General features: G+C 65.2%; 18 protein-coding genes and 1 tRNA gene. 14 read left to right on the top strand and 5 right to left on the bottom strand.

All coding sequences use genetic code 11. The annotated features are described in order from the left end of the window. The first annotated feature begins 17 nt into the window (after positions 1–17). Together QMA10_RS02555 and QMA10_RS02550 are read left to right on the top strand one after the other, a co-directional pair. A complete protein-coding gene (locus QMA10_RS02555; protein ID WP_290165866.1) occupies positions 18–1,406 on the top strand; it encodes an FAD-dependent oxidoreductase in 1,389 nt (462 codons plus the stop codon). A gap of 110 nt (positions 1,407–1,516) precedes the next feature. Continuing rightward, positions 1,517–1,589 (top strand) — tRNA-Leu (locus QMA10_RS02550). 9 nt (positions 1,590–1,598) lie between these two features. On the opposite strand, the gene QMA10_RS02545 is transcribed toward QMA10_RS02550, so the two are convergent. Beyond that, positions 1,599–1,871, bottom strand: a complete 273-nt coding sequence (locus tag QMA10_RS02545; protein ID WP_290165863.1) for a hypothetical protein — start codon at positions 1,869–1,871, stop codon at positions 1,599–1,601. A 208-nt stretch (positions 1,872–2,079) separates the two neighbouring features. On the opposite strand from QMA10_RS02545, the gene QMA10_RS02540 reads away from it, so the two are divergent. The 7 genes from QMA10_RS02540 (at position 2,080) to QMA10_RS02510 (ending at position 9,056) form a co-directional block, all read left to right on the top strand. Continuing rightward, the gene (locus tag QMA10_RS02540) at positions 2,080–2,337 is read left to right on the top strand and encodes a hypothetical protein (protein ID WP_290165861.1); all 258 of its coding nucleotides are present in this window, start codon (positions 2,080–2,082) and stop codon (positions 2,335–2,337) included. A gap of 213 nt (positions 2,338–2,550) precedes the next feature. Further along, on the top strand, positions 2,551–3,564 hold the full coding sequence (locus QMA10_RS02535) for a LacI family DNA-binding transcriptional regulator (RefSeq protein ID WP_290165859.1): 1,014 nt from the start codon (positions 2,551–2,553) through the stop codon (positions 3,562–3,564). Then, on the top strand, positions 3,561–5,093 hold the full coding sequence (locus tag QMA10_RS02530; RefSeq protein ID WP_290165857.1) for a sugar ABC transporter ATP-binding protein: 1,533 nt from the start codon (positions 3,561–3,563) through the stop codon (positions 5,091–5,093). Before QMA10_RS02535 ends, QMA10_RS02530 begins: the two co-directional genes overlap by 4 nt. Continuing rightward, a complete protein-coding gene (locus QMA10_RS02525) occupies positions 5,090–6,088 on the top strand; it encodes an ABC transporter permease (RefSeq protein WP_290165856.1) in 999 nt (332 codons plus the stop codon). The genes QMA10_RS02530 and QMA10_RS02525 overlap by 4 nt, the downstream gene beginning before the upstream one ends. A 79-nt stretch (positions 6,089–6,167) precedes the next feature. Beyond that, on the top strand, positions 6,168–7,109 hold the full coding sequence (locus QMA10_RS02520) for a substrate-binding domain-containing protein (RefSeq protein ID WP_290165854.1): 942 nt from the start codon (positions 6,168–6,170) through the stop codon (positions 7,107–7,109). After that, positions 7,106–7,489 (top strand): D-ribose pyranase, encoded by a 384-nt coding sequence (gene rbsD / locus QMA10_RS02515; RefSeq protein WP_290165852.1) that lies wholly within the window; start codon positions 7,106–7,108, stop codon positions 7,487–7,489. The genes QMA10_RS02520 and rbsD overlap by 4 nt, the downstream gene beginning before the upstream one ends. Before the next feature lie 172 nt (positions 7,490–7,661). Continuing rightward, positions 7,662–9,056, top strand: coding sequence for an ABC transporter substrate-binding protein (locus tag QMA10_RS02510; RefSeq protein WP_290165850.1), 1,395 nt, complete (start codon positions 7,662–7,664; stop codon positions 9,054–9,056). Between the two features lie 121 nt (positions 9,057–9,177). Here QMA10_RS02510 and QMA10_RS02505 read toward each other — a convergent pair whose 3' ends face one another. From QMA10_RS02505 to QMA10_RS02490, 4 genes are all read right to left on the bottom strand, one after another. Continuing rightward, on the bottom strand, positions 9,178–9,924 hold the full coding sequence (locus QMA10_RS02505) for an ABC transporter ATP-binding protein (protein WP_290165848.1): 747 nt from the start codon (positions 9,922–9,924) through the stop codon (positions 9,178–9,180). Beyond that, positions 9,921–10,868 carry an ABC transporter ATP-binding protein gene (locus QMA10_RS02500; protein ID WP_290166101.1) on the bottom strand — a complete coding sequence of 316 codons (948 nt, stop codon included), beginning with the start codon at positions 10,866–10,868 and terminating at the stop codon, positions 9,921–9,923. The genes QMA10_RS02505 and QMA10_RS02500 overlap by 4 nt, the downstream gene beginning before the upstream one ends. Before the next feature lie 89 nt (positions 10,869–10,957). Continuing rightward, a complete protein-coding gene (locus QMA10_RS02495) occupies positions 10,958–11,938 on the bottom strand; it encodes a branched-chain amino acid ABC transporter permease (protein WP_290165846.1) in 981 nt (326 codons plus the stop codon). 13 nt (positions 11,939–11,951) lie between these two features. Next, positions 11,952–13,280 (bottom strand): branched-chain amino acid ABC transporter permease, encoded by a 1,329-nt coding sequence (locus QMA10_RS02490; protein WP_290166099.1) that lies wholly within the window; start codon positions 13,278–13,280, stop codon positions 11,952–11,954. 355 nt (positions 13,281–13,635) lie between these two features. Between QMA10_RS02490 and QMA10_RS02485 the strand changes: the two genes are divergently transcribed. The 5 genes from QMA10_RS02485 to ilvA all read left to right on the top strand — a co-directional run bounded on the left by QMA10_RS02485 (position 13,636) and on the right by ilvA (position 18,847). Further along, positions 13,636–14,481 (top strand): Bax inhibitor-1/YccA family protein, encoded by an 846-nt coding sequence (locus QMA10_RS02485; protein WP_290165844.1) that lies wholly within the window; start codon positions 13,636–13,638, stop codon positions 14,479–14,481. Positions 14,482–14,747: 266 nt separating this feature from the next. Further along, a complete protein-coding gene (locus tag QMA10_RS02480; RefSeq protein WP_290165842.1) occupies positions 14,748–15,353 on the top strand; it encodes an ANTAR domain-containing protein in 606 nt (201 codons plus the stop codon). Positions 15,354–15,372: 19 nt separating this feature from the next. After that, positions 15,373–16,326 (top strand): aldose 1-epimerase family protein, encoded by a 954-nt coding sequence (locus QMA10_RS02475; RefSeq protein WP_290165840.1) that lies wholly within the window; start codon positions 15,373–15,375, stop codon positions 16,324–16,326. Between the two features lie 53 nt (positions 16,327–16,379). After that, positions 16,380–17,609, top strand: coding sequence for an AI-2E family transporter (locus QMA10_RS02470; RefSeq protein ID WP_290165838.1), 1,230 nt, complete (start codon positions 16,380–16,382; stop codon positions 17,607–17,609). After that, complete coding sequence (gene ilvA, locus QMA10_RS02465; RefSeq protein ID WP_290165836.1) at positions 17,606–18,847, top strand: threonine ammonia-lyase; 1,242 nt, start codon at positions 17,606–17,608, stop codon at positions 18,845–18,847. Before QMA10_RS02470 ends, ilvA begins: the two co-directional genes overlap by 4 nt. Position 18,848: the final 1 nt, after the last annotated feature.

Here is an 18,848-nt window from a genome sequence, read left to right as displayed (position 1 = left end):
AGGGGTAGCATGGGGGTATGGCATCTAAAACCCAGTTTTCAGACCGTCCCCGCGTCTTGGTGGTTGGCGGTGGCTACGTAGGGCTCTACGTGGCGAAGAACCTCCAGAACAAGGTCAAGGCTGAGGGCGGCATCGTCACCGTCGTGGACCCGCTGCCCTACATGACTTACCAGCCGTTCCTTCCCGAGGTTGCCGCAGGCACGATCGAAGCGCGTGACGCCGTCGTATCCCACCGCATGCACCTGAAGAACACTGAGCTGATCACCGGCAAGGTTGTGTCCATCAACCACGCCGCCCGCACGGCTACGGTTGAACCGTCAGACGGCGGAGAGCCCTTCGAGCTTCCCTACGAGGACGTTGTCCTGGCCGCAGGCTCGATCACCCGCACCTTCCCGATCCCGGGCCTTGCCGAGGCCGGCATTGGCATGAAGAGCATTGAAGAAGCCGTGGCCACCCGCAACCACGTGCTGGAGCGCATCGAAACCGCTTCGCTGATGCCCGCCGGTCCGGAGCGCGAGCGCGCCCTGACCTTCGTCGTCGTCGGCGGCGGCTTTGCCGGCATCGAAACCCTCACCGAAATTGAGGACATGGCGCGCGACGCCGCACGCCTCAATGACCGGCTGAAGCGTGAAGACCTCCGCTTCGTCCTCATCGAAGCCATGGGCCGGGTTATGCCCGAGGTCAAGCCCGACCAGGCCGAGTGGGTTGTCTCCAGCATGCGCGAGCGCGGCATCGAGGTGCTGCTGAACACCTCGCTGGCATCGGCTGAGGGCGGCGTCCTGAAGCTCATCAACATGGCGGACAAGTCCCCGGCCGGCGAGTTCGGCACGGACACCCTGATCTGGACCGCCGGCGTGCAGGCCAACCCCATGGTCCGCGCCACGGACTTCCCGATTGACGAGCGCGGCCGCGTCCGTGCCAACGCTGAACTGCGTATCACCGGCGACGACGGCCCCCTTGAGGGTGCCTGGGCCGCCGGCGACGTCTCCGCCGTTCCGGACCTCTCCGGCGGCGGCGTGGGCGGCTTCTGCGTTCCGAACGCCCAGCACGCAGTGCGCCAGGCCAAGCTGCTGGCCAAGAACATCGTAGCCGCACGCTACGGCGAGGGCAGCGTTGAAGAGTACAACCACAAGAGCCTCGGCGCGGTTGCCGGCCTGGGCCAGTTCAAGGGCGTTGCCAACATCATGGGCTTCGGCATGAAGGGCTTCCCGGCCTGGCTGGCACACCGCGGCTACCACGGCATGGCCATGCCCATGTTCGAGCGCAAGGCCCGCGTCATCTCGGGCTGGATCCTGAACGTCGCGTTCCGCCGCGACCTGACGGATCTGCGGAACCTGAAGAACCCGCGTGCAACCTTCAAGGCGGCTGCCACGCCGCCCAAGAAGAAGGAAACGGCCGCTAAGTAGGCCTTCCAGTCATGCGAACGGCGGCGGTTCCTCCTGCAGGAGGGGCCGCCGCCTTTGTTTCCGGGGTTCAGCGTCCATCCAGTAGGCTTGAGCAGAAGCTCTTTGCTTCAGCCCCAGTAGCCCAATGGCAGAGGCAACAGACTTAAAATCTGCGTGTTGTCGGTTCGAGTCCGACCTGGGGTACCGAAGTGTCTAGGCAGGTTCCTGGGTGCGGCCCCGGGGATTGACCACGCCCGTCTCATCGGGATGTGACACCCGCAGATGTGCCGTGATCATGCGCACCGCCTCTTCCTCCGTACCGGCATCGTGTTCCCAGCTGCAGGAGCAGCATCTGGCGTGCGGACTGCCGTCTGCCGCCACGGACACGCCCCAGGCGTCTTCCGGGAGCAGATAGAATCCGCCGTAGGTGCCGGACCACTCCCGGAGCGGGGGTTCACTCTGACTGCTGCCGTACTGCTCGATCATGTGGGATATTCGGCACCGGACGTCTCCGGGATGGGTGCCGCAGGCTAACGGGCAGCTTGCCCCTGGCCCGCGCGTCAGGCACCCCGGGGGTTCCGGGGCGGGTCTGTCCGTCAGTAGCATGGTCCGACAGGCATACCTGTCCCTGCGGTGACCCGCGCTAACCTCCGCGGCTGTGCGGCCCGTCCTCCACCCACCATTGGGAGCCGTCATGAGCAACGCCCTGAGACTCGAAAACCCGGCCGAAGACACTTACCTGCTGCGCAACGTCAGCGGACACACCCTGGAGAACGTGGTGGTGGACGGTTCGCGGGTGGGCGTCAGCACCAAGAACCTCCCGGCCGGCATGAACCTCGCCGAGAACGAAGCGGTGGAGTTCCACATGTACCACCGCGGGGGAGTGCCGTTGCCCAAGGATCTCTATGTGCGCTGGGACGGCGCCCCGGATTGGGACGTCATTCCGGTCTGACCTGCCCTTTTACCGCCCTTTTGCCGCCCTTATACCGGTTGCCGCGGCGCGGGCCCGCCGTCCGCGAAGCTGCCCGGTGAGGCTCTGCGGGGGCGTAACTGAGCCCGCTGACAATCAGTACCCTCCCTAATCGTGTTTGACACCACACCGGGGTCTGCCTCATAGTTGGAATCGATTCCATGGAATCGATTCCACAACGGTGTAGGGAGCAGTGTGCGGTCAACGACGATCAAGGACGTGGCAGAGAAGGCCGGCGTCTCCGCGGCAACTGCTTCCCGCGTCCTCTCGGGTCACTCTGCGACCTCCGAGGAAGCCCGCCAGGCCGTCCGCACGGCAGCCGAAGAACTGGGCTTCCGCCCGAACGCCCAGGCGCGGTCCCTGCGCAAAACCAGCACCCAGACCATCGGCCTGCTGCTGCCCGATGTCCGCAACCCCTTCTTTGCCGATCTGGCCCACGCCGTCGAGCAGCGCGCCCGCGAGTTTGGCTACCTCACCCTTTTCGGCAACGCCAACGAAAGCCAGGAGCAGCAGGACAGCTACGTGGACGTGATGCTCTCGCAGCGCGTGGACGGCCTGATCGCGGCTCCGCAGGGTGAAGCCCGGGACCTGTCCGGCCTCCTCGCCGGTGAGGTGCCCACAGTGTTTGTGGACCGCGTCATCGAAGGCGCCGGGGTCCCCACCGTTACCGCGGACAATGCCGGCGGAATCACCGATGCCGTCCGCCACCTGGCCGGACTCGGCCACACCCGGATCGGTTACATCGCGGGCCCCCAGGCAACTTCCACCGGCCGCGAGCGGCTGGAAGCCTTCCGCGCCGCCGTCGTCGAAACCGGAAGCGACCAGGACGCCGATCTGGTGTACTTCGGTGATTTCCAGGCCGCCAGCGGCGCAGCCGGAGCGCGCTTCCTCCTGGACCTGGAGAATCCGCCTGCCGCCCTGCTGGCAGCGGACAGCCTGATGAGCATTGGAGCCGTGGGAGTCTGCAACGAACGCGCGCTCTCCATCGGCAGTGACCTTGCCTTTGTGGCCTACGACGACATTGAAGCCTTCACGCTGGTCAACCCGGCGCTGACGGTCATAGCCCACGACGTCCACGCCATGGGGCGTCTGGCCGTTGACCTGCTGATCGCGGAAATCGCCGGGGAATCACCCCAGTCCGTGGTGCTCCCCAGCAGGCTCATCATCCGCGGCTCGACTCCGAGCCTTTCAGAAGGAAGCCCAGAATGAGCGAGAATTCCATCCTGACGCTGGAGGGCGTCAGCAAGTCCTTTGGGCCGGTGACGGTGATCGACGGCGTCACGGTCCATGTGCGTCCGGGCAAGGTCCAGGTGCTCCTGGGTGAAAACGGTGCCGGCAAATCCACCCTGATCAAAATGATGTCCGGTGTCTACCAGCCCGACGGCGGACGGATCCTCGTTGACGGCAAACCGGTGACGCTGCCGGACACCAACGCCGCTGAAGCCCTCGGCATTGCCACCATTCACCAGGAACTCAACCTTGTGGGCTCCATGTCCGTGGCGGAGAACATCTGCCTGGGACGGATGCCGCGCAAATTCGGGCTCGTGGACCGCCGCGCCATGAAGTCCCGGGCACGCGCCGCGCTGAACCTGATCGGCCTGGACGTAGACCTCGACCAGCCGGTGGGGGAGCTGGGCATCGCCCGCCAGCAGCTGGTGGAAATTGCCAAGGCACTGAGCCTGAACGCCCGGATGCTCATTTTGGACGAGCCGACGGCGGCACTGACCAACCGTGAAATTGCCTCGCTTTTCGAGGTGGTCGAAGACCTGCGCCGCAAGGGAGTGGGCATGGTTTTCATCTCCCACCACCTGGACGAAATCGCCGCCATCGGGGACTCCGTTTCGGTGCTGCGCGACGGTAAGTTCATTGCCGAAGTGCCTGCCGACACCCCTGAAGACGAGCTGGTGCGCCTCATGGTGGGCCGCGAGATCAGCCAGCAGTTCCCGCGCCGCCGCGATTACGGCGGCCCGCAGCAGACCCTGCTCGAGGTGGAGGGCCTTTCCACCAGGGGACTGATCAATGACGTCTCCTTCTCGGTCCGTGCCGGCGAGGTTGTCTCGCTGGCCGGCCTGATGGGAGCGGGACGCACCGAGGTGGTGCGTGCCATTGCCGGAGCTGACTCCTACGCCTCCGGCACCGTAAAGGTCCGCGGCTCCGTGCTGCCCAAGGGTGACATTGGCGCCGCAATCCGCGCCGGCATCGGACACGTGCCCGAGGACCGCAAAGTCCAGGGCCTGGTGCTCGGCGCAGCAGTCAATGACAACATCGGCTACGCCACCCTGGCTTCCACCGCCAAAGCGGGAGTGGTGGACTTCGCCGGCCAGCGCCGTCGTGCACAGGACGTTGCGGATCGGCTGCAGATCCGCATGCACAACCTGGATCAGCCGGTGGGCTCACTCTCGGGCGGCAACCAGCAGAAAGCGGTGTTTGGCCGCTGGATCGTCGCCGAGTCCACCGTGCTGCTGCTGGATGAGCCCACCCGCGGCGTGGATGTGGGCGCCAAAGTTGAAATCTACGAGCTGATCAATGCCATCACCGCAGCAGGCGGCGCCGTTGTCATGGTGTCCAGCGAACTCCCTGAGGTCCTGGGCATGAGCGACCGGATCCTGGTGATGAGCGGCGGGCACATTGCCGGCGAACTCGACGCGGACGGGGCCACCCAGGACGCCGTGATGTCGCTGGCGGTGCGGGATGTACAGCGTGACCTGGAAGACGAACTGATGAAGGACGGATCATGAACAAGGCAGCGGTGCAGACACCGGAAACGGGTGTGCGGAAGCAGGCACCGACCAAAGGTGCACGGGTCAGGAAGTTTCTTGCGGACAACGGGGCCCTGGTGGGACTCGTTGTCCTGGGGCTGGCGCTCTTCATCGCCACCCCGGACTTCCTGACAGGCCCGAACCTCCTGAACATCGGCATCCAGGCCTCCGTGATCGCGGTGCTGGCCTTCGGCATGACGTTCGTGATCGTGGCTGCCGGAATCGACCTTTCCGTCGGCTCGGTGGCCGCACTGTCCGCCATGGGATCGGCCTGGATGTTCACGCAGGGCAACCTGCCGGGCTGGGTGGCGCTGGTGGGCGGCCTGCTGATCGGCGCCCTGAGCGGCGCGGTAAGCGGCTTTGCCGTGGCCTACGGCCGGCTGCCCTCGTTCATCGCCACCCTGGCCATGCTGAGCATCGCCCGCGGGCTGACGCTGGTCCTCTCCGACGGCCGGCCGATTCCCACCGCGGACGAGGTTTCCTTCCTGGGCGGCAACGTGGGACCAATCCCCATGCCCATCGTGGTCCTGATCCTTGCCGGCATAGCAGCCGCCCTGATCCTGAACTACACCGTGATTGGCCGCTACATGTACGCCGTCGGCGGCAACACCGAAGCGGCACGCCTCTCCGGTATCCCAGTGCGCCGCGTCCTGGTGACCGTCTTCGCACTGTCCGGGCTCTTTGCCGCACTGGCCGGCCTCCTGCTCTCCGGGCGCCTCGATTCGGCCCAGCCCCAGGCCGCCTCGGGCTATGAGCTGGACGCCATTGCCGCCGTCGTCATCGGCGGTGCCTCCCTTGCCGGCGGCATCGGACGGATCAGCGGAACCCTCATCGGCGCGCTTGTCCTGGTGGTCATCCGCAACGGGCTGAACCTGCTGAACGTCTCCTCCTTCTGGCAGCAGGTGGTCATTGGCCTCGTGATTGCCCTGGCCGTCGGCGCGGACGCACTGCGGCGCAAAAACTCCACCCACTGACCCCTCTGTTCCACCTCCCCGCGGTCCGGTGCTGAACCTGCTCCGGATCCATGTCCCCTCCCATCCAAAGGAAACAACAATGAAGTTCTCCTCCGCCCGCAAGACCGCGGCACTGACCGTATCCCTGGGCCTGCTGCTGACCGCCACCGCCTGCAACCGCGGCGACGACGCCTCCGCCGGGGGCGGCAACATCACCCTGGCCGTCTCCACGCTGAACAACCCGTTCTTCGTGGAGCTCCGCGACGGTGCGCAGTCCGCGGCTGAAGCCGCCGGCCTTGAGCTTGACGTCCTGGATGCCCAGAATGACTCGGCGACCCAGACCAACCAGCTGGCTACGGCTGCCACGTCCGGTACCGACGGCGTGATCATCAACCCGGTGGACTCCGATGCGGCAGCGGCGTCCATCAGCCCGCTGCTGGCCAACGAAACCCCGATTGTTGCTGCGGACCGCACGGTGAACGGTGCCGAAGTGCAGTCCCTGGTCTCCAGCGACAACGTGGCCGGCGGACGCCAGGCAGCGGAAGAGCTGGCCAAGGCCATGGGCGGTGAAGGCGAGATCATCATCCTGCAGGGCGTAGCGGGAACCTCGGCCAGCCGCGACCGCGGAGCCGGCTTCGCTGAAGGACTGAAGGCCTACCCGGGCATCAAGGTGGCAGCGCAGCAGACGGCCAACTTTGACCGCGCCGAAGCCCTGAACGTTGCGACCAACCTGCTGCAGGCAAACCCCGGCGTGACCGGCGTCTTCGCTGAAAACGACGAAATGGCGCTGGGTGCCATCCAGGCCCTGGGTGACCGTGCAGGCACCGAGGTTTCCGTGGTGGGCTTCGACGGCACCGAGGGCGGCTTCGCGGCCATCCAGGACGGGACCCTCACCGCCACCATCGCCCAGCAGCCGGCTGAGCTGGGCAAGCGCTCAGTCGAGGTGCTGGCCCAGCTCCTTGACGGCGAAACCGTGGAAGCCACCATCCCCGTTCCGGTCACCACCGTGAACACCGAGAACGTGGCTGATTTCGCCTCATGAAAAAAACCGGCATCCTCAACGCACCCCTGAACGCCGCCATCGCTGGCCTCGGCCACGGACACCTGGTGGTGGTGGCGGACTGCGGCCTGCCCATCCCGGCCGGTGTGCCCGCCGTCGACCTGGCCCTGGTCAAAGGCATCCCGTCCTTTGAACAGGTGCTGGCTGCATTGCTCGAGGACATCGAGGTAGAAGGGGCGCTCATGGCGGAGGAAGCCGGAGGCACCGGCGTGGAGCAGCAGCTCGTGTCGGCAGGGCTGAAGCCCGAAACAGTCAGCCATGAAGAGTTCAAGGCCCTCCTCCCGTCCGCACGGCTCATTGTGCGGACGGGGGAGGCCACCCCCTTCGCCAATGTCATGCTGCGCAGCGGGGTCACGTTCTAACCCGGGAGACCTGCGAGAAGCAAGTGGTTGGGGCTCACCCTGTGACGAGTGTTACAAGGACGTAACCCTAAACTCTTATCTTTGACTCATTATTCAACTAGCTTTTCTCCTAGATCAGGAACACCTGACAACGGCATCAAAGGCCTCCGCCTTTCGATCTGGGAGATTATCTATGACTGCACTACGCACCACGGGCCGCCCCGGCCTGGAAGGTTACAGCCGGGCGGCCAAGATCGCGGCGCTGGGGCTCGGTTTTGCGCTGTTTGCTTCCGGCTGCAGCGGGGGAGACTCGGGGACCGAATCGAATGAATCGGCAGCGCCGTCGTCCTCCTCCGCTGACGCCGCCGGCGCCGTTTCCTGCCCGGAAAACGAAGGCGGCAAGGGGACGGATCCGGGGGAGAAGGGTGATCCATCAGCCGTTCCCGCCAGCACCGTCACTACCGACGCTCCACTGAAAATCGGCACCCTTCTGCCTACCACCGGTGAGCTCGCGTTCCTTGGCCCGCCGGAAATTGCGGGCACCAACCTCGCCGTCGAGGAAATCAACGCGGCAGGCGGCGTCCTCGGCCAGCCGGTGGAAATCATCCACCGCGACTCCGGCGATACCCAGACCGACATTGCCACCCAGTCCGTGACGAACCTGCTCAGCCAGGACGTGAGCGCGATCATCGGTGCGGCGTCCTCCGGGGTTTCCAAGACCGTCATCGGACAGATCACCGGGGCCGGCGTCATTCAGTTCTCCCCGGCCAACACGTCCCCTGACTTCACGACCTGGGATGACAACGGACTGTACTGGCGGACCGCACCCTCGGACGTCCTGCAGGGACGCACCCTCGGCAACTACATCATTAACTGCGGCGCGCAGACCGTGGGCATGATTGTCCTCAACGATGCCTACGGCACCGGGCTGGCCACCAATATCCGCAGCTCGGTGGAGTCCGCCGGCGGCCAGATCATCGCAGAAGAGATGTTCAACGAAGGTGACTCCCAGTTCAGCAGCCAGGTTGACGCCGTCGCTGCCACTGATCCGGACGCCATTGTGGTCATCAGCTTCCAGCAGGCTACGAGCATTGTTCCCCTCCTGACTGCCAAGGGCATTGACCCCGCGCAGCTGTTTTTCGTGGACGGCAACACCTCGGACTACAGCGGGGATCTTGACCCGGGAACCCTCGAAGGCGCCCAGGGAACCATCCCGGGCCCGTTCGCCTCGGACAACTTCAAGGAATCCCTGCTGGAGATTGATCCGGCCCTGAAGGACTGGTCCTATGCCGGTGAGAGCTACGACGCCGTCACCATGACGGCACTGGCCGCTGAGGCCGCAGGCAGCACCGAGGGCACCGCCATTGCAGCCGAGCTGCAGGGCGTCTCCGCCGACGGCGAGAAGTGCTTCGACTATGCAGGCTGCGTCACCATCCTGCGGGAGGGCGGTGACATCGACTACGACGGTTACTCAGGACCGGTGACCTTCGATGAGAACGGTGACCCGACCGAAGCGTTCATCGGTATCTACCAGTTCGACGCCGACAACAAGCCGGTGCCGAGCCGTTCCGAAGAGGGCAAGCTCTAACCCCCTTCTTCAGCACCGCATAAGGCAACCCCCGCCGGTCGGACCGGCGGGGGTTGCTTTTGGTTTGGGGGATTGCCTTTGGCGGCTGCAGCGCTGACGTCAGGCTCGGGCGGTGTCAGGCTCAGGCTGTGTCGGCGAGGGTTCCGAGGTAGAGCTGGATGACCTTGGGATCCTTCATGAGCTCCCGGCCGGTGCCCGTATAGGCGTCCTTGCCCTGGTCCAGGACGTAGGCGCGGTCGCAGATCTGCAGGCACCGGCGTGCGTTCTGTTCCACCATGATCACCGAAACGCCGGCGCGGTTGATCTCATGAACCCGCAAAAACGCTTCGTCCTGCTTCACGGGGGACAACCCGGCGGACGGCTCATCCAGCAGCAGCACTGCCGGTTCCATCATCAGTGCCCGGCCCATGGCCACCATCTGGCGTTCACCGCCGGAGAGGGAGCCTGCGCGCTGGGCCCGCCGCTGACGAAGTTCCGGGAACAGCGTCGAGACGAAATCAAACCGTTCGGCGAAGCGTTTTGGTGCCTGGAACAGGCCCATCTGCAGGTTCTCTTCAATGGTCAGGGACGGAAACACGTTGTTGTTCTGCGGCACGAACCCAACGCCGCGGCTGACCAGTTTGTTGGCCTTCAGCCCGGTGATGTCCTGGCCGCGGACCACAACATTTCCCGAATGCACCTTGACCAGCCCGAACATGGCCTTGAGCAGGGTCGATTTGCCGGCGCCGTTGGGACCGATAATCCCGATCAGCTCGCCGCGGCGGGCCTCTATGCTGCATCCGTTGAGGATGTTCACGCCCGGGATGTAACCGGCCACCAGATCGGTCACCTTGACGACGGAATCGCCCTCGAACTCATCGGCGCTCATGCCTGTCCCTTCCGTTCGTCAATACGCCTGCCGACAACACCGTCAGGCTCGGTTCCCACCGAAGATTCGGGGTCATGTTCCAGCTCCGCCTCAAGCTTCTCAAAGCCCTCGGAATCGCCCAGATCCACGTCGTGGTGTGCCCCCAGATAGGCGTCGATGACAGCCTGGTCCTTCATGACCACATCCGGCGGACCTTCGGCAACCACCTTGCCTTCCGCCATGACGATGACCCAGTCGGCGATGTGGCGGACCATGTGCATGTCATGTTCCACAAAGAGAACGGTCATGCCCTCGGCCTTGAGGTTCTTGATGTGATCCAGCAGCGACTGCGTCAGCGCCGGGTTTACGCCGGCCATCGGTTCGTCCAGCATGACCAGTTTCGGGTTGACCATCAGGGCCCGCGCCATCTCCAGCAGTTTCCGCTGGCCGCCGGAGAGGGACGCGGCGTAGTCGCTGCGTTTGGCATCCAGCTTGAATTTGGCCAGCAGGGCGTCAGCCTGCCGGGTGATCTCCCGTTCACGGCCGCGCCACAGCGGCGGGAAGAATGCCCGCCACAGCGACTCGCCGGGCTGGGACGAGGCGCCCAGACGCATGTTCTCAATTACGGTGAGCTTGCCCATGACCTTGGTCAGCTGGAAGGTGCGCACCATCCCCAGCCGGGCCACTTTATAGGCGGACACCCCGGCCAGGTCCCGGCCCTCAAACTGCCAGTCCCCGGACTGCGGCGTATCGAACCCGGTGAGCAGGTTGAACAGCGTGGTTTTGCCGGCGCCGTTGGGGCCGATCAGGGCCGTGATCTTGTGCCGCGGAATCTCCACGTGCGCCACGTCCACGGCATTGATTCCGCCGTAGGTCCGGGTGACGTTGCGTGCCACCAGGATGGGATCACGCTTGCGGCACCCCGGTTCCACTGCGCCCTCGGTGATGGGGCGGCTGTCTGTCATGTATTCATTGGCCGCGGGTCCGTCTGCCGGTTCAGCGGCGTGCGCGCCGCCGGAACGCTCCCCGCGCTGCGGTTCGTTTGCCTGGGAACTCATGCGAACGCCAGCTCCTTCTTATTACCCAGGATGCCCTGGGGCCTGAAGATCATCAGCAGCATCAGTGTCACACCCACAAGGATGTAGCGGACCTGCCCTGCCTGGGAAGTGTCAATGAACGTGATGTAGCCGGCTTCGATCGCTCCGTAGAGGAGGCCCTGGGTCAGGGACAGCAGGACCCAGAACAGCATGGCACCGATCACGGGACCCAGCACCGTGGACATACCGCCCAGCAGCAGGGCGGTGTAGAGGTAGAAGGTCAGCTCGGTGCCGTAGTTGGCCGGCTGGACCGCGTCACGGGGGAGGGTGAAGACTATGCCTGCGATGGAGCCCAGCAGGCCGCCGAGGATCAGGGCCTGCATCTTGTACGCGTAGACGTTTTTGCCCAGCGCCCGGACGGCGTTCTCATCCTCGCGGATGCCCTTCACCACGCGGCCCCACGGGCTGCGGATCAGCATCCATACCAGCAGGCAGGCAACGATGACCAGGGCCCAGGCGACAATACGGACCCACACATCGCGTTCATTCATGGCAAACGGTCCCAGGTTGTAGCTTCCCGGCGGAATGGGGTTCAGGGCGTAGAAATCTCCGGTGAAGGCGGACAGCCCGTTGGCTGACCCGGTGACCGCCGTCATGCTGTTGGTGGTGACAATGTAACGGATGATTTCCGCGGCGGCGATCGTCACGATGGCCAGATAATCGGCGCGCAGGCGGAGAGTGGGGATGCCCAGGATGACGGCGAAAACGGCGGACGCCCCCAGCGCGATCAGCACCGCAACCGGCAGCGGGGCGTTGAAGGACAGGATAGGGACAGCGAATCCGTAGGCGCCCACAGCCATGAAACCGGCCTGCCCGAAGTTCAGGAGCCCCGTATAGCCGAAATGCACCGCGAGTCCAAGGGCTGCCAGAGCATAGGCAGCCGTCGTGGGGCTGATGATCTCGTTGAGAGCCCCCAGAAAAATATTTGCAAAGTCCATCGCTGCTAAGCCCCTAACCTATGCGCTCGCGGCGGCCGAGGATTCCCTGCGGCCGGACGAGGAGGACAAGAATCATGATGACCAGGGCACCCACATACTTGAGGTCCGCATCCAGCCAGATTGTGGAGATTTCCACGAAGAGCCCCACAATGACGGAGCCGACCAGAGCGCCGAAGACCGTGCCGAGGCCACCAAGGGTCACGCCGGCGAAGATCAGCAGCAGGATCTGCTGGCCCATGTTGAAGGAAACTCCGGGGCGGTAGTAGGCCCAGAGGATGCCGCCCATGGCGGCCAGGGCGCCGCCGGTAACCCAAACCAGGCGGATCACCCGGTCCACGTCGATGCCGGATGCCGCGGCCAGGGACGGGTTGTCCGCAACGGCCCGGGTAGCCTTGCCGATCCGGGTGCGCAGCAGGAGCACAGCGATGATCAGGATGACTGCCAGCGAAACAAACAGGGAGATCAGGGTGTTCCGGGGGATGGAGATGGGTCCGAACTCGAGCGTGGGGCTCTGCGCTCCGGGCAGCTGCTGCATGGCGCCGCCGAAGAAGAAGAGCACGGTGTAGCGGACGGCTACCGCCAAACCGATGCTGACAATCATCATCGGTACCAGGCCGGTGCCGCGCCGCCGCAGCGGTTTCCACAGCACCCCGTCCTGCAGGTAGCCGAATGCCGCCCCGCCGAGGACAGCGAGGGGCAGCGCCAGCCAGGCTGAGAGGCCCAGTGCGGAGAAACCGAAGGCCAGGACCGCGCCCAGGGTAACCATCTCGCCGTGGGAGAAGTTGGTCAGGCCGGTGGTGCCGAAGATGAGGGACAGTCCCACGGCGCTCAGTGCCAGGAGCATTCCGAAGCTCAGGCCTGCCACGGCGCGCTCGGTGAGTGTGGAAAGGAAGCTGTCCTGCTGCAGGACGATGCCTTCGCCGAGGAGGAACAGCGTGGTGATGTTCGAGGTTCCGGCGAAGGTGACAGTGCGCGGGTTCTGCTGGTTTTCAGCCAGTGCAACACCGTCCGGAAGCGTGGATTCGTCCAGCTCCACTTCAAACGCGCCCTGTTCGGGAACGCCGATGGACCAGGAGCCGTTCGCTGCGGTCAGGGTCTCGCCCTCATAGCCGTTACCGGTGGCGGTGATCTTTACTCCCTCGAGGGGAACGCCGGCATTGCGGAGGACGCCGCTAATCCGGTCACTGTATTCAGAACCGTTCGTTGGCCCATCGGGATCCTGGCCTTCAGCAGTTGCGGATGTGCTCCCCGACGGCGAGGGTGCGGGTGTGGTTGTTGTTGCGTGGACGGCAGGAGCGGAGAACAGCAGGGCGGCGAACACCGCCGCCACCGCCGCCAGCATCCCCAGATACCTGGTCAGCGCCGATGTTCTTAGCAAATTCGAAAACCTCCACGCGCAGGCCGTGCGCACCGAGAAACCGGCACTTAGGCGGATCTGATTGTGACGTCTGTCACGGACTGGGGATCATGCTACCCACAGAATGTTTCAGGCAGTGACGTTTGGCCCGGCCCGAATGTCGCGATCAGGTAACGACTTCGAAGCGAGGCTCCGGAACACCAGTGCCGGGGGCCGGAAAGCGGCCGGGTATGCGGAACTGTTATCCCGGCTCACTCCGCTGCGGGGGAATCTTCAGTGCCCGGTAACCGTTGACATTGGTAGGCTCTAGGTAAACAGCCCCCCAGATGGAGGACATTTCATGGCACTTGGCGGTAATCCGGTATTTAACGGAAAGAATTTCAATTCCCAGGTTCGCGGCGGTCGGATGAACCAGGGTTCCCTGGCCACCCAGCCCCATGGACAAATGACGCCGGAGCAGTTGCAGGAGCTGTACACCGCTCCCTCCGCGGGTCCCTCCCAGACGGGCCGGATGACCTACGATGACGTGATCATGAAGACACTCGCCTGCCTGGCGGTGGTGCTGGTTGGCGCTGCCATTCCCATGCTGGTGCTTCCCGGTGCGGCTGCACCGCTCATGATCGTCGGCGCCCTCGGCGGCTTCGTCCTGGGCCTGGTGAACTCCTTCAAGCGTGAACCCGCCCCGGCGCTGATCCTGGCCTACGCAGCACTCGAGGGCCTGTTCCTCGGCGGACTGACCCTGGTACTGGACAACATGTTCCCGGGCATCGGTCTGCAGGCCGTCCTTGGTACGCTCTCCGTCTTCGCCGTGACCCTGGTGCTCTTCAAGAGCGGCAAGGTCCGCGCCACGCCCAAGGCCATGCGCTTCTTCATGATCGCGATGATCGGCTACGCCGTGTTCTCCCTGGTCAACGTTGGCCTGATGATCTTCGGTGCCGTAGACGACCCCTGGGGCGTGCGCGGCATGGAAATTGCCGGCATCCCGCTGGGCATCATCATCGGCCTGTTCGCCGTTGGCCTGGCCGCGTTCTCCCTGATCATGGACTTCACCTCCATCGAGCAGGGCGTGCAGGCCGGCGCTCCGGTGCGCTATTCCTGGACCGCTGCCTTCGGCCTGACTGTAACCCTGGTCTGGCTGTACGTGGAAATCATCCGCATCCTCGCCATTCTTCGCGGCGACGACTAACGAAGCGCTGCTCTCCGGCCCGTCCGGAGAGATGGCGAATCATCGACGGTGGCCGGCAGGCAGTGACCTGCCGGCCACCGTCATTTAACCGCTGCCGTTCAACCCTCCGCCGTCCCGGGAGGAGTGAATTCGCCGTTCGCAGTAAAAAGACGGCCATCACCCTGTGCACCTCCGGCACCGGACCGTAGGCTGTGGCTCGCCGAAGGATCCAGGTGCCAAGGGGAGGGACCACAGTGACAGAGCCTGCTGCAACGGAGTTGTCTCCTGTGCGTCTCCAGGAACTGCTGCTGGAGCATCCTGCACTCGAGGGTTTCCTGACCGCGCTGGCCCGTGACCTTGCCTGCCACTTGGCGGAATGGGACATCTCCGGCGTATCCATTACGGTGGTGCGGCCGCGGCGGCAGACGGTCCACGCAGGCAGCGGACCCGGGGTGCCGGCTGCCGCGCGGCCAGCTGCAGATTCCGGGTCCGGCGCGTTAGCGCAGGCGGCAGCCCTTGCCTCCGTTCCGGTTCCTTCAGCCGGACCCGGAGGAACAATGCTCTCCGTGTATTCGGACCACCCTGCAGCCCTTGGGCAGGCGGCGGTCCGTGCCGTGGAGCGTGCGGCTGCGGAGGCTGCAACCGCAGTGGCCCTGGCGCTGCGCCTGGATGCCCGGGCACACCGCGCGGAGAACCTGCAGGCGGCCCTGGAGTCCAGGACCGTGGTGGATCTTGCCGCCGGAATCATCATGGGACAGAACAACTGCAGCCAGCAGAGGGCCGTCGAGATCCTGCGCGGAGTATCCAACAGCCGCAACGTCAAGGTTCGGGACATTGCCGCCGGCGTCGTCGCGGTGGTATCGGATCGGGTCAGCACTCATTTCGAAGAGTGAGCGGCTGTACGCTTATTTGATGAATTCTCCCGCCATGGCCGGAGCGGTCCGGCCCGCCACCGGTACGCAGTATCAGATCAGCCGCCGAACTCCGGCGGGCCGGGCCGAAGCCTGCATCGCGTCCCTGGCCGGTGCCTTGCGCAGCTACACCGTTGACGGCACCGGGTATGTGGAAACCTACCCGGATGACTCCCTCCCGCCGTCGGCCTGCGGCATCCTGCTGGCGCCCTGGCCCAACCGGGTGGCCGGGGGTACATGGGAACTGGACGGCAAGACCCAGCAGCTGGACATCACGGAGCCGTCCCGGGGCAACGCCAGCCACGGACTTCTCCGCAACACCGGATACCTGGCGCCCGCCGGCACGGCAGGGGAGAGCAGCGTGACCCTGCAGGCGGAGATCTTCCCCCAGCACGGCTATCCGTTTCACCTCATCCATGAGGCCACCTACAGCCTGGACGACGACGGCGGCCTGCGGGTGCGCCAAAGCCTCACCAACGCGGGTCGGCAGCGGGCGCCGTTTGCCCTGGGTGCCCATCCGTTCCTGCGGATCGGTTCGGTGCCGGTGGAAGACCTGACGCTCACCGTGGCTGCGGACACGAGGATCACAGCCGACGAACGTCTGATCCCCGTGGGACGGGAACCCGTGGCGGGGGAGTATGACTTCCGGACCGGGCGCCGGATCGGAGACCAGGCCCTGGACAGCGCCTTCACCGGACTGGAGCCGGCGCACGGGGAGCACCGGCACTGCCTGGCCGCGCCGGACGGCAGGAGCGTCACGCTGTGGAGCGGTCCGGAATTTGGCTACGTCCATGTTTTCCTCACCGACCAGCTTCCCGGGCGGTCCCGGGCCGTTGCCCTGGAGCCCATGACAGCCCCGGCCAACGCGCTGAACTCCGGGGAAGGGCTGCGCTGGCTTGAGCCCGGAAACACCTTCGCCGCAGAGTGGGGAATCCGGCCCGGAGCAGGCGGCTGAGAGGCGCACGTAAAGGTGGGAACAACAGTGCCCGAGTGTGGAAAGATGACCCCATGAGACCTCACGCACGCAGCATTGCCGCGCCCAAAGCGGTGCAGGCTGCGGCAGTCCGTTCCAGCCGGGGAAACGACGACGTCCCGTACGCGCTGCGTGTCAGTGCTGCATGGGCGTGGCGCCTGGGCGTTGTCCTCATCGTTGCCGGCGGCCTCATCTGGGTGCTGCGTGATTTCTCCCTGCTCCTCATTCCCCTGATGATCGCCGGTCTGCTGGCCGGTCTGCTTTCTCCGGTGTCCGAGTGGCTGCGGCGCAACAAGGTGCCCGGCGGCCTGGCCGTGGCCGTCACCATTGTCACCTTCCTGGGCCTGATCGTGGCCGCCCTGACCCTGGTGGGCCGGCAGCTGGCGCTGGGGTTCCGTGACCTGTGGGATGAGACCCTGGCCGGGGTGGACCAGGTTCAGCAGTGGCTCGCCGACGGGCCGCTCAAGATCACCACAACCCAGATGGACTCCCTGCTGGGCGAGGCCACCAACGCGCTCCAATCGAACTCCGCCAACATCCTTTCCGGGGCGCTGTCCGTCGGCACCGGAGCCGGGCACTTCGCCGCGGGCGTGCTCCTGACCCTCTTCGCCCTGGTCTTCTTCCTGCTGGACGGCCGCCGGATCTGGCGCTTTGTGACCGGGCTGCTGCCGCGGCGCGCCCGCCCGGCCGGATACGGTGCCGGACTGCACGGCTGGGAATCCATGGTCAACTATGTCCGGGTCCAGTTGCTGGTGGCGTTCATCGACGCCGTCGGCATTGGCGTTGGCGCCGCCATCATCGGAGTGCCGCTGGCCCTGCCGCTCTCGGTCCTGGTGTTCCTGGGCTCCTTTGTTCCCCTCCTGGGTGCCGTTGTCACAGGATTCGTGGCTGTGCTGCTGGCCCTCGTGGCCAACGGCTGGGTCAACGCGCTGATCATGCTGGGCATTGTGCTGCTTGTGCAGCAGCTGGAATCCCACATCCTGCAACCGCTGATCATGGGCCGCGCGGTTGCACTGCATCCCCTGGCCGTCATCCTTGCCGTTACCGGCGGCACCCTCGCCGCCGGCATCCCCGGAGCCCTGTTTTCTGTTCCGCTGCTGGCCATCCTTAACACGGTGGTGCGCTACATCGCCTCCCGCGGATGGGAACAGGACCCGGCGCTGGCCTCAGACCCCGTCTTTGGGGCTGCGGGCGGGCCGGTGCCAAGAACCAATGGATCCACTGAGGCGTTGGAAGACAACGCAGAAGAAGAGAAACAACCGTGACCGATCTGCCCGACCTGCCCGTAACACTGGACGACATCCAGGCAGCCGCCAAACTGCTGGACGGGGTTATTGCCCGCACTCCCATTGAGGTCTCCCGGGCGCTGGGCCGCCAAACCGGCTCCAACGTCTACTTCAAGTGTGAAAACCTGCAGCGGGCCGGGTCATTCAAGGTCCGCGGCGCGTATGTCCGGATGGCGAAGCTGTCACCTGCGGACCGGGACCGGGGAGTGGTGGCAGCGTCCGCCGGCAACCACGCTCAGGGTGTGGCCGTTGCGGCTGCGCGGCTGGGTATCAAGGCACGGATCTTCATGCCGCTGGGTGTTGCACTGCCGAAGCTGGCTGCCACGCAGAGCCACGGTGCGGAGGTGGTGCTGCACGGCCACAACGTGGATGAAGCGCTGGCGGAAGCCAAGCGGTATTCGGATGAGACCGGCGCCGTTTTTGTGCACCCGTTCGACAACGTGGACGTAGTTGCCGGGCAGGGAACCATCGGCCTGGAACTGCTGGAGCAGATCCCCAATCTGGATACCGTGCTGATGGGAGTGGGGGGCGGCGGGCTGCTGGCCGGCGTCGCCGTCGCCATCAAGGCGCGGGCGAAGGAACTGGGCCGGGAAGTACGCATCATCGGAGTCCAGGCCGAAAACGCCGCTGCCTATCCGCCGTCGCTGGCCGCCGATGCCCTGGTCCCGTTGACCAAAGTTTCCACGATCGCCGACGGCATCGCCGTCGGGCGCCCGGGCCAGCTGCCCTTCTCCATCATCAAGGAGCTGGTGGATGACGTGGTAACCGTCAGCGAAGACTCGCTGGCACGGGCCCTGATCTTCCTGCTGGAACGCGCCAAGATGGTGGTGGAGCCGGCCGGCGCCGTGGGTGTGGCCGCGCTGATGGACGGCAAAATTGAAAACCCCGGCAACACCGCCGTCGTCCTCTCCGGCGGCAACATCGACCCGATGCTGATGCTCAAAGTGATCCAGCGCGGTCTCGCTGCCGCCGGCCGGTACCTGGTGGTGCGGATCCTGCTGGATGACCGTCCCGGTTCGCTGGCCACCATTTCCCGGATCATTGCCGAATCAGATGCCAACGTCACCGGCGTCGACCACACGCGGGTGGGCGGCTCCATCAGCATGGGGGATGTGGCCATCACCATCAACATGGAAACCAAGGGGCACGAGCACTGTGAACTGGTGCTGAACAACCTGCGTGCCTCCGGCTTCCAGCCCATAGTGCTGCACGGGTAGG

The organism is Arthrobacter sp. APC 3897 (assembly GCF_030407495.1).
Lineage (GTDB): Bacteria > Actinomycetota > Actinomycetes > Actinomycetales > Micrococcaceae > Arthrobacter_B.
This window is presented reverse-complemented; position numbering and strand designations above follow the sequence as displayed.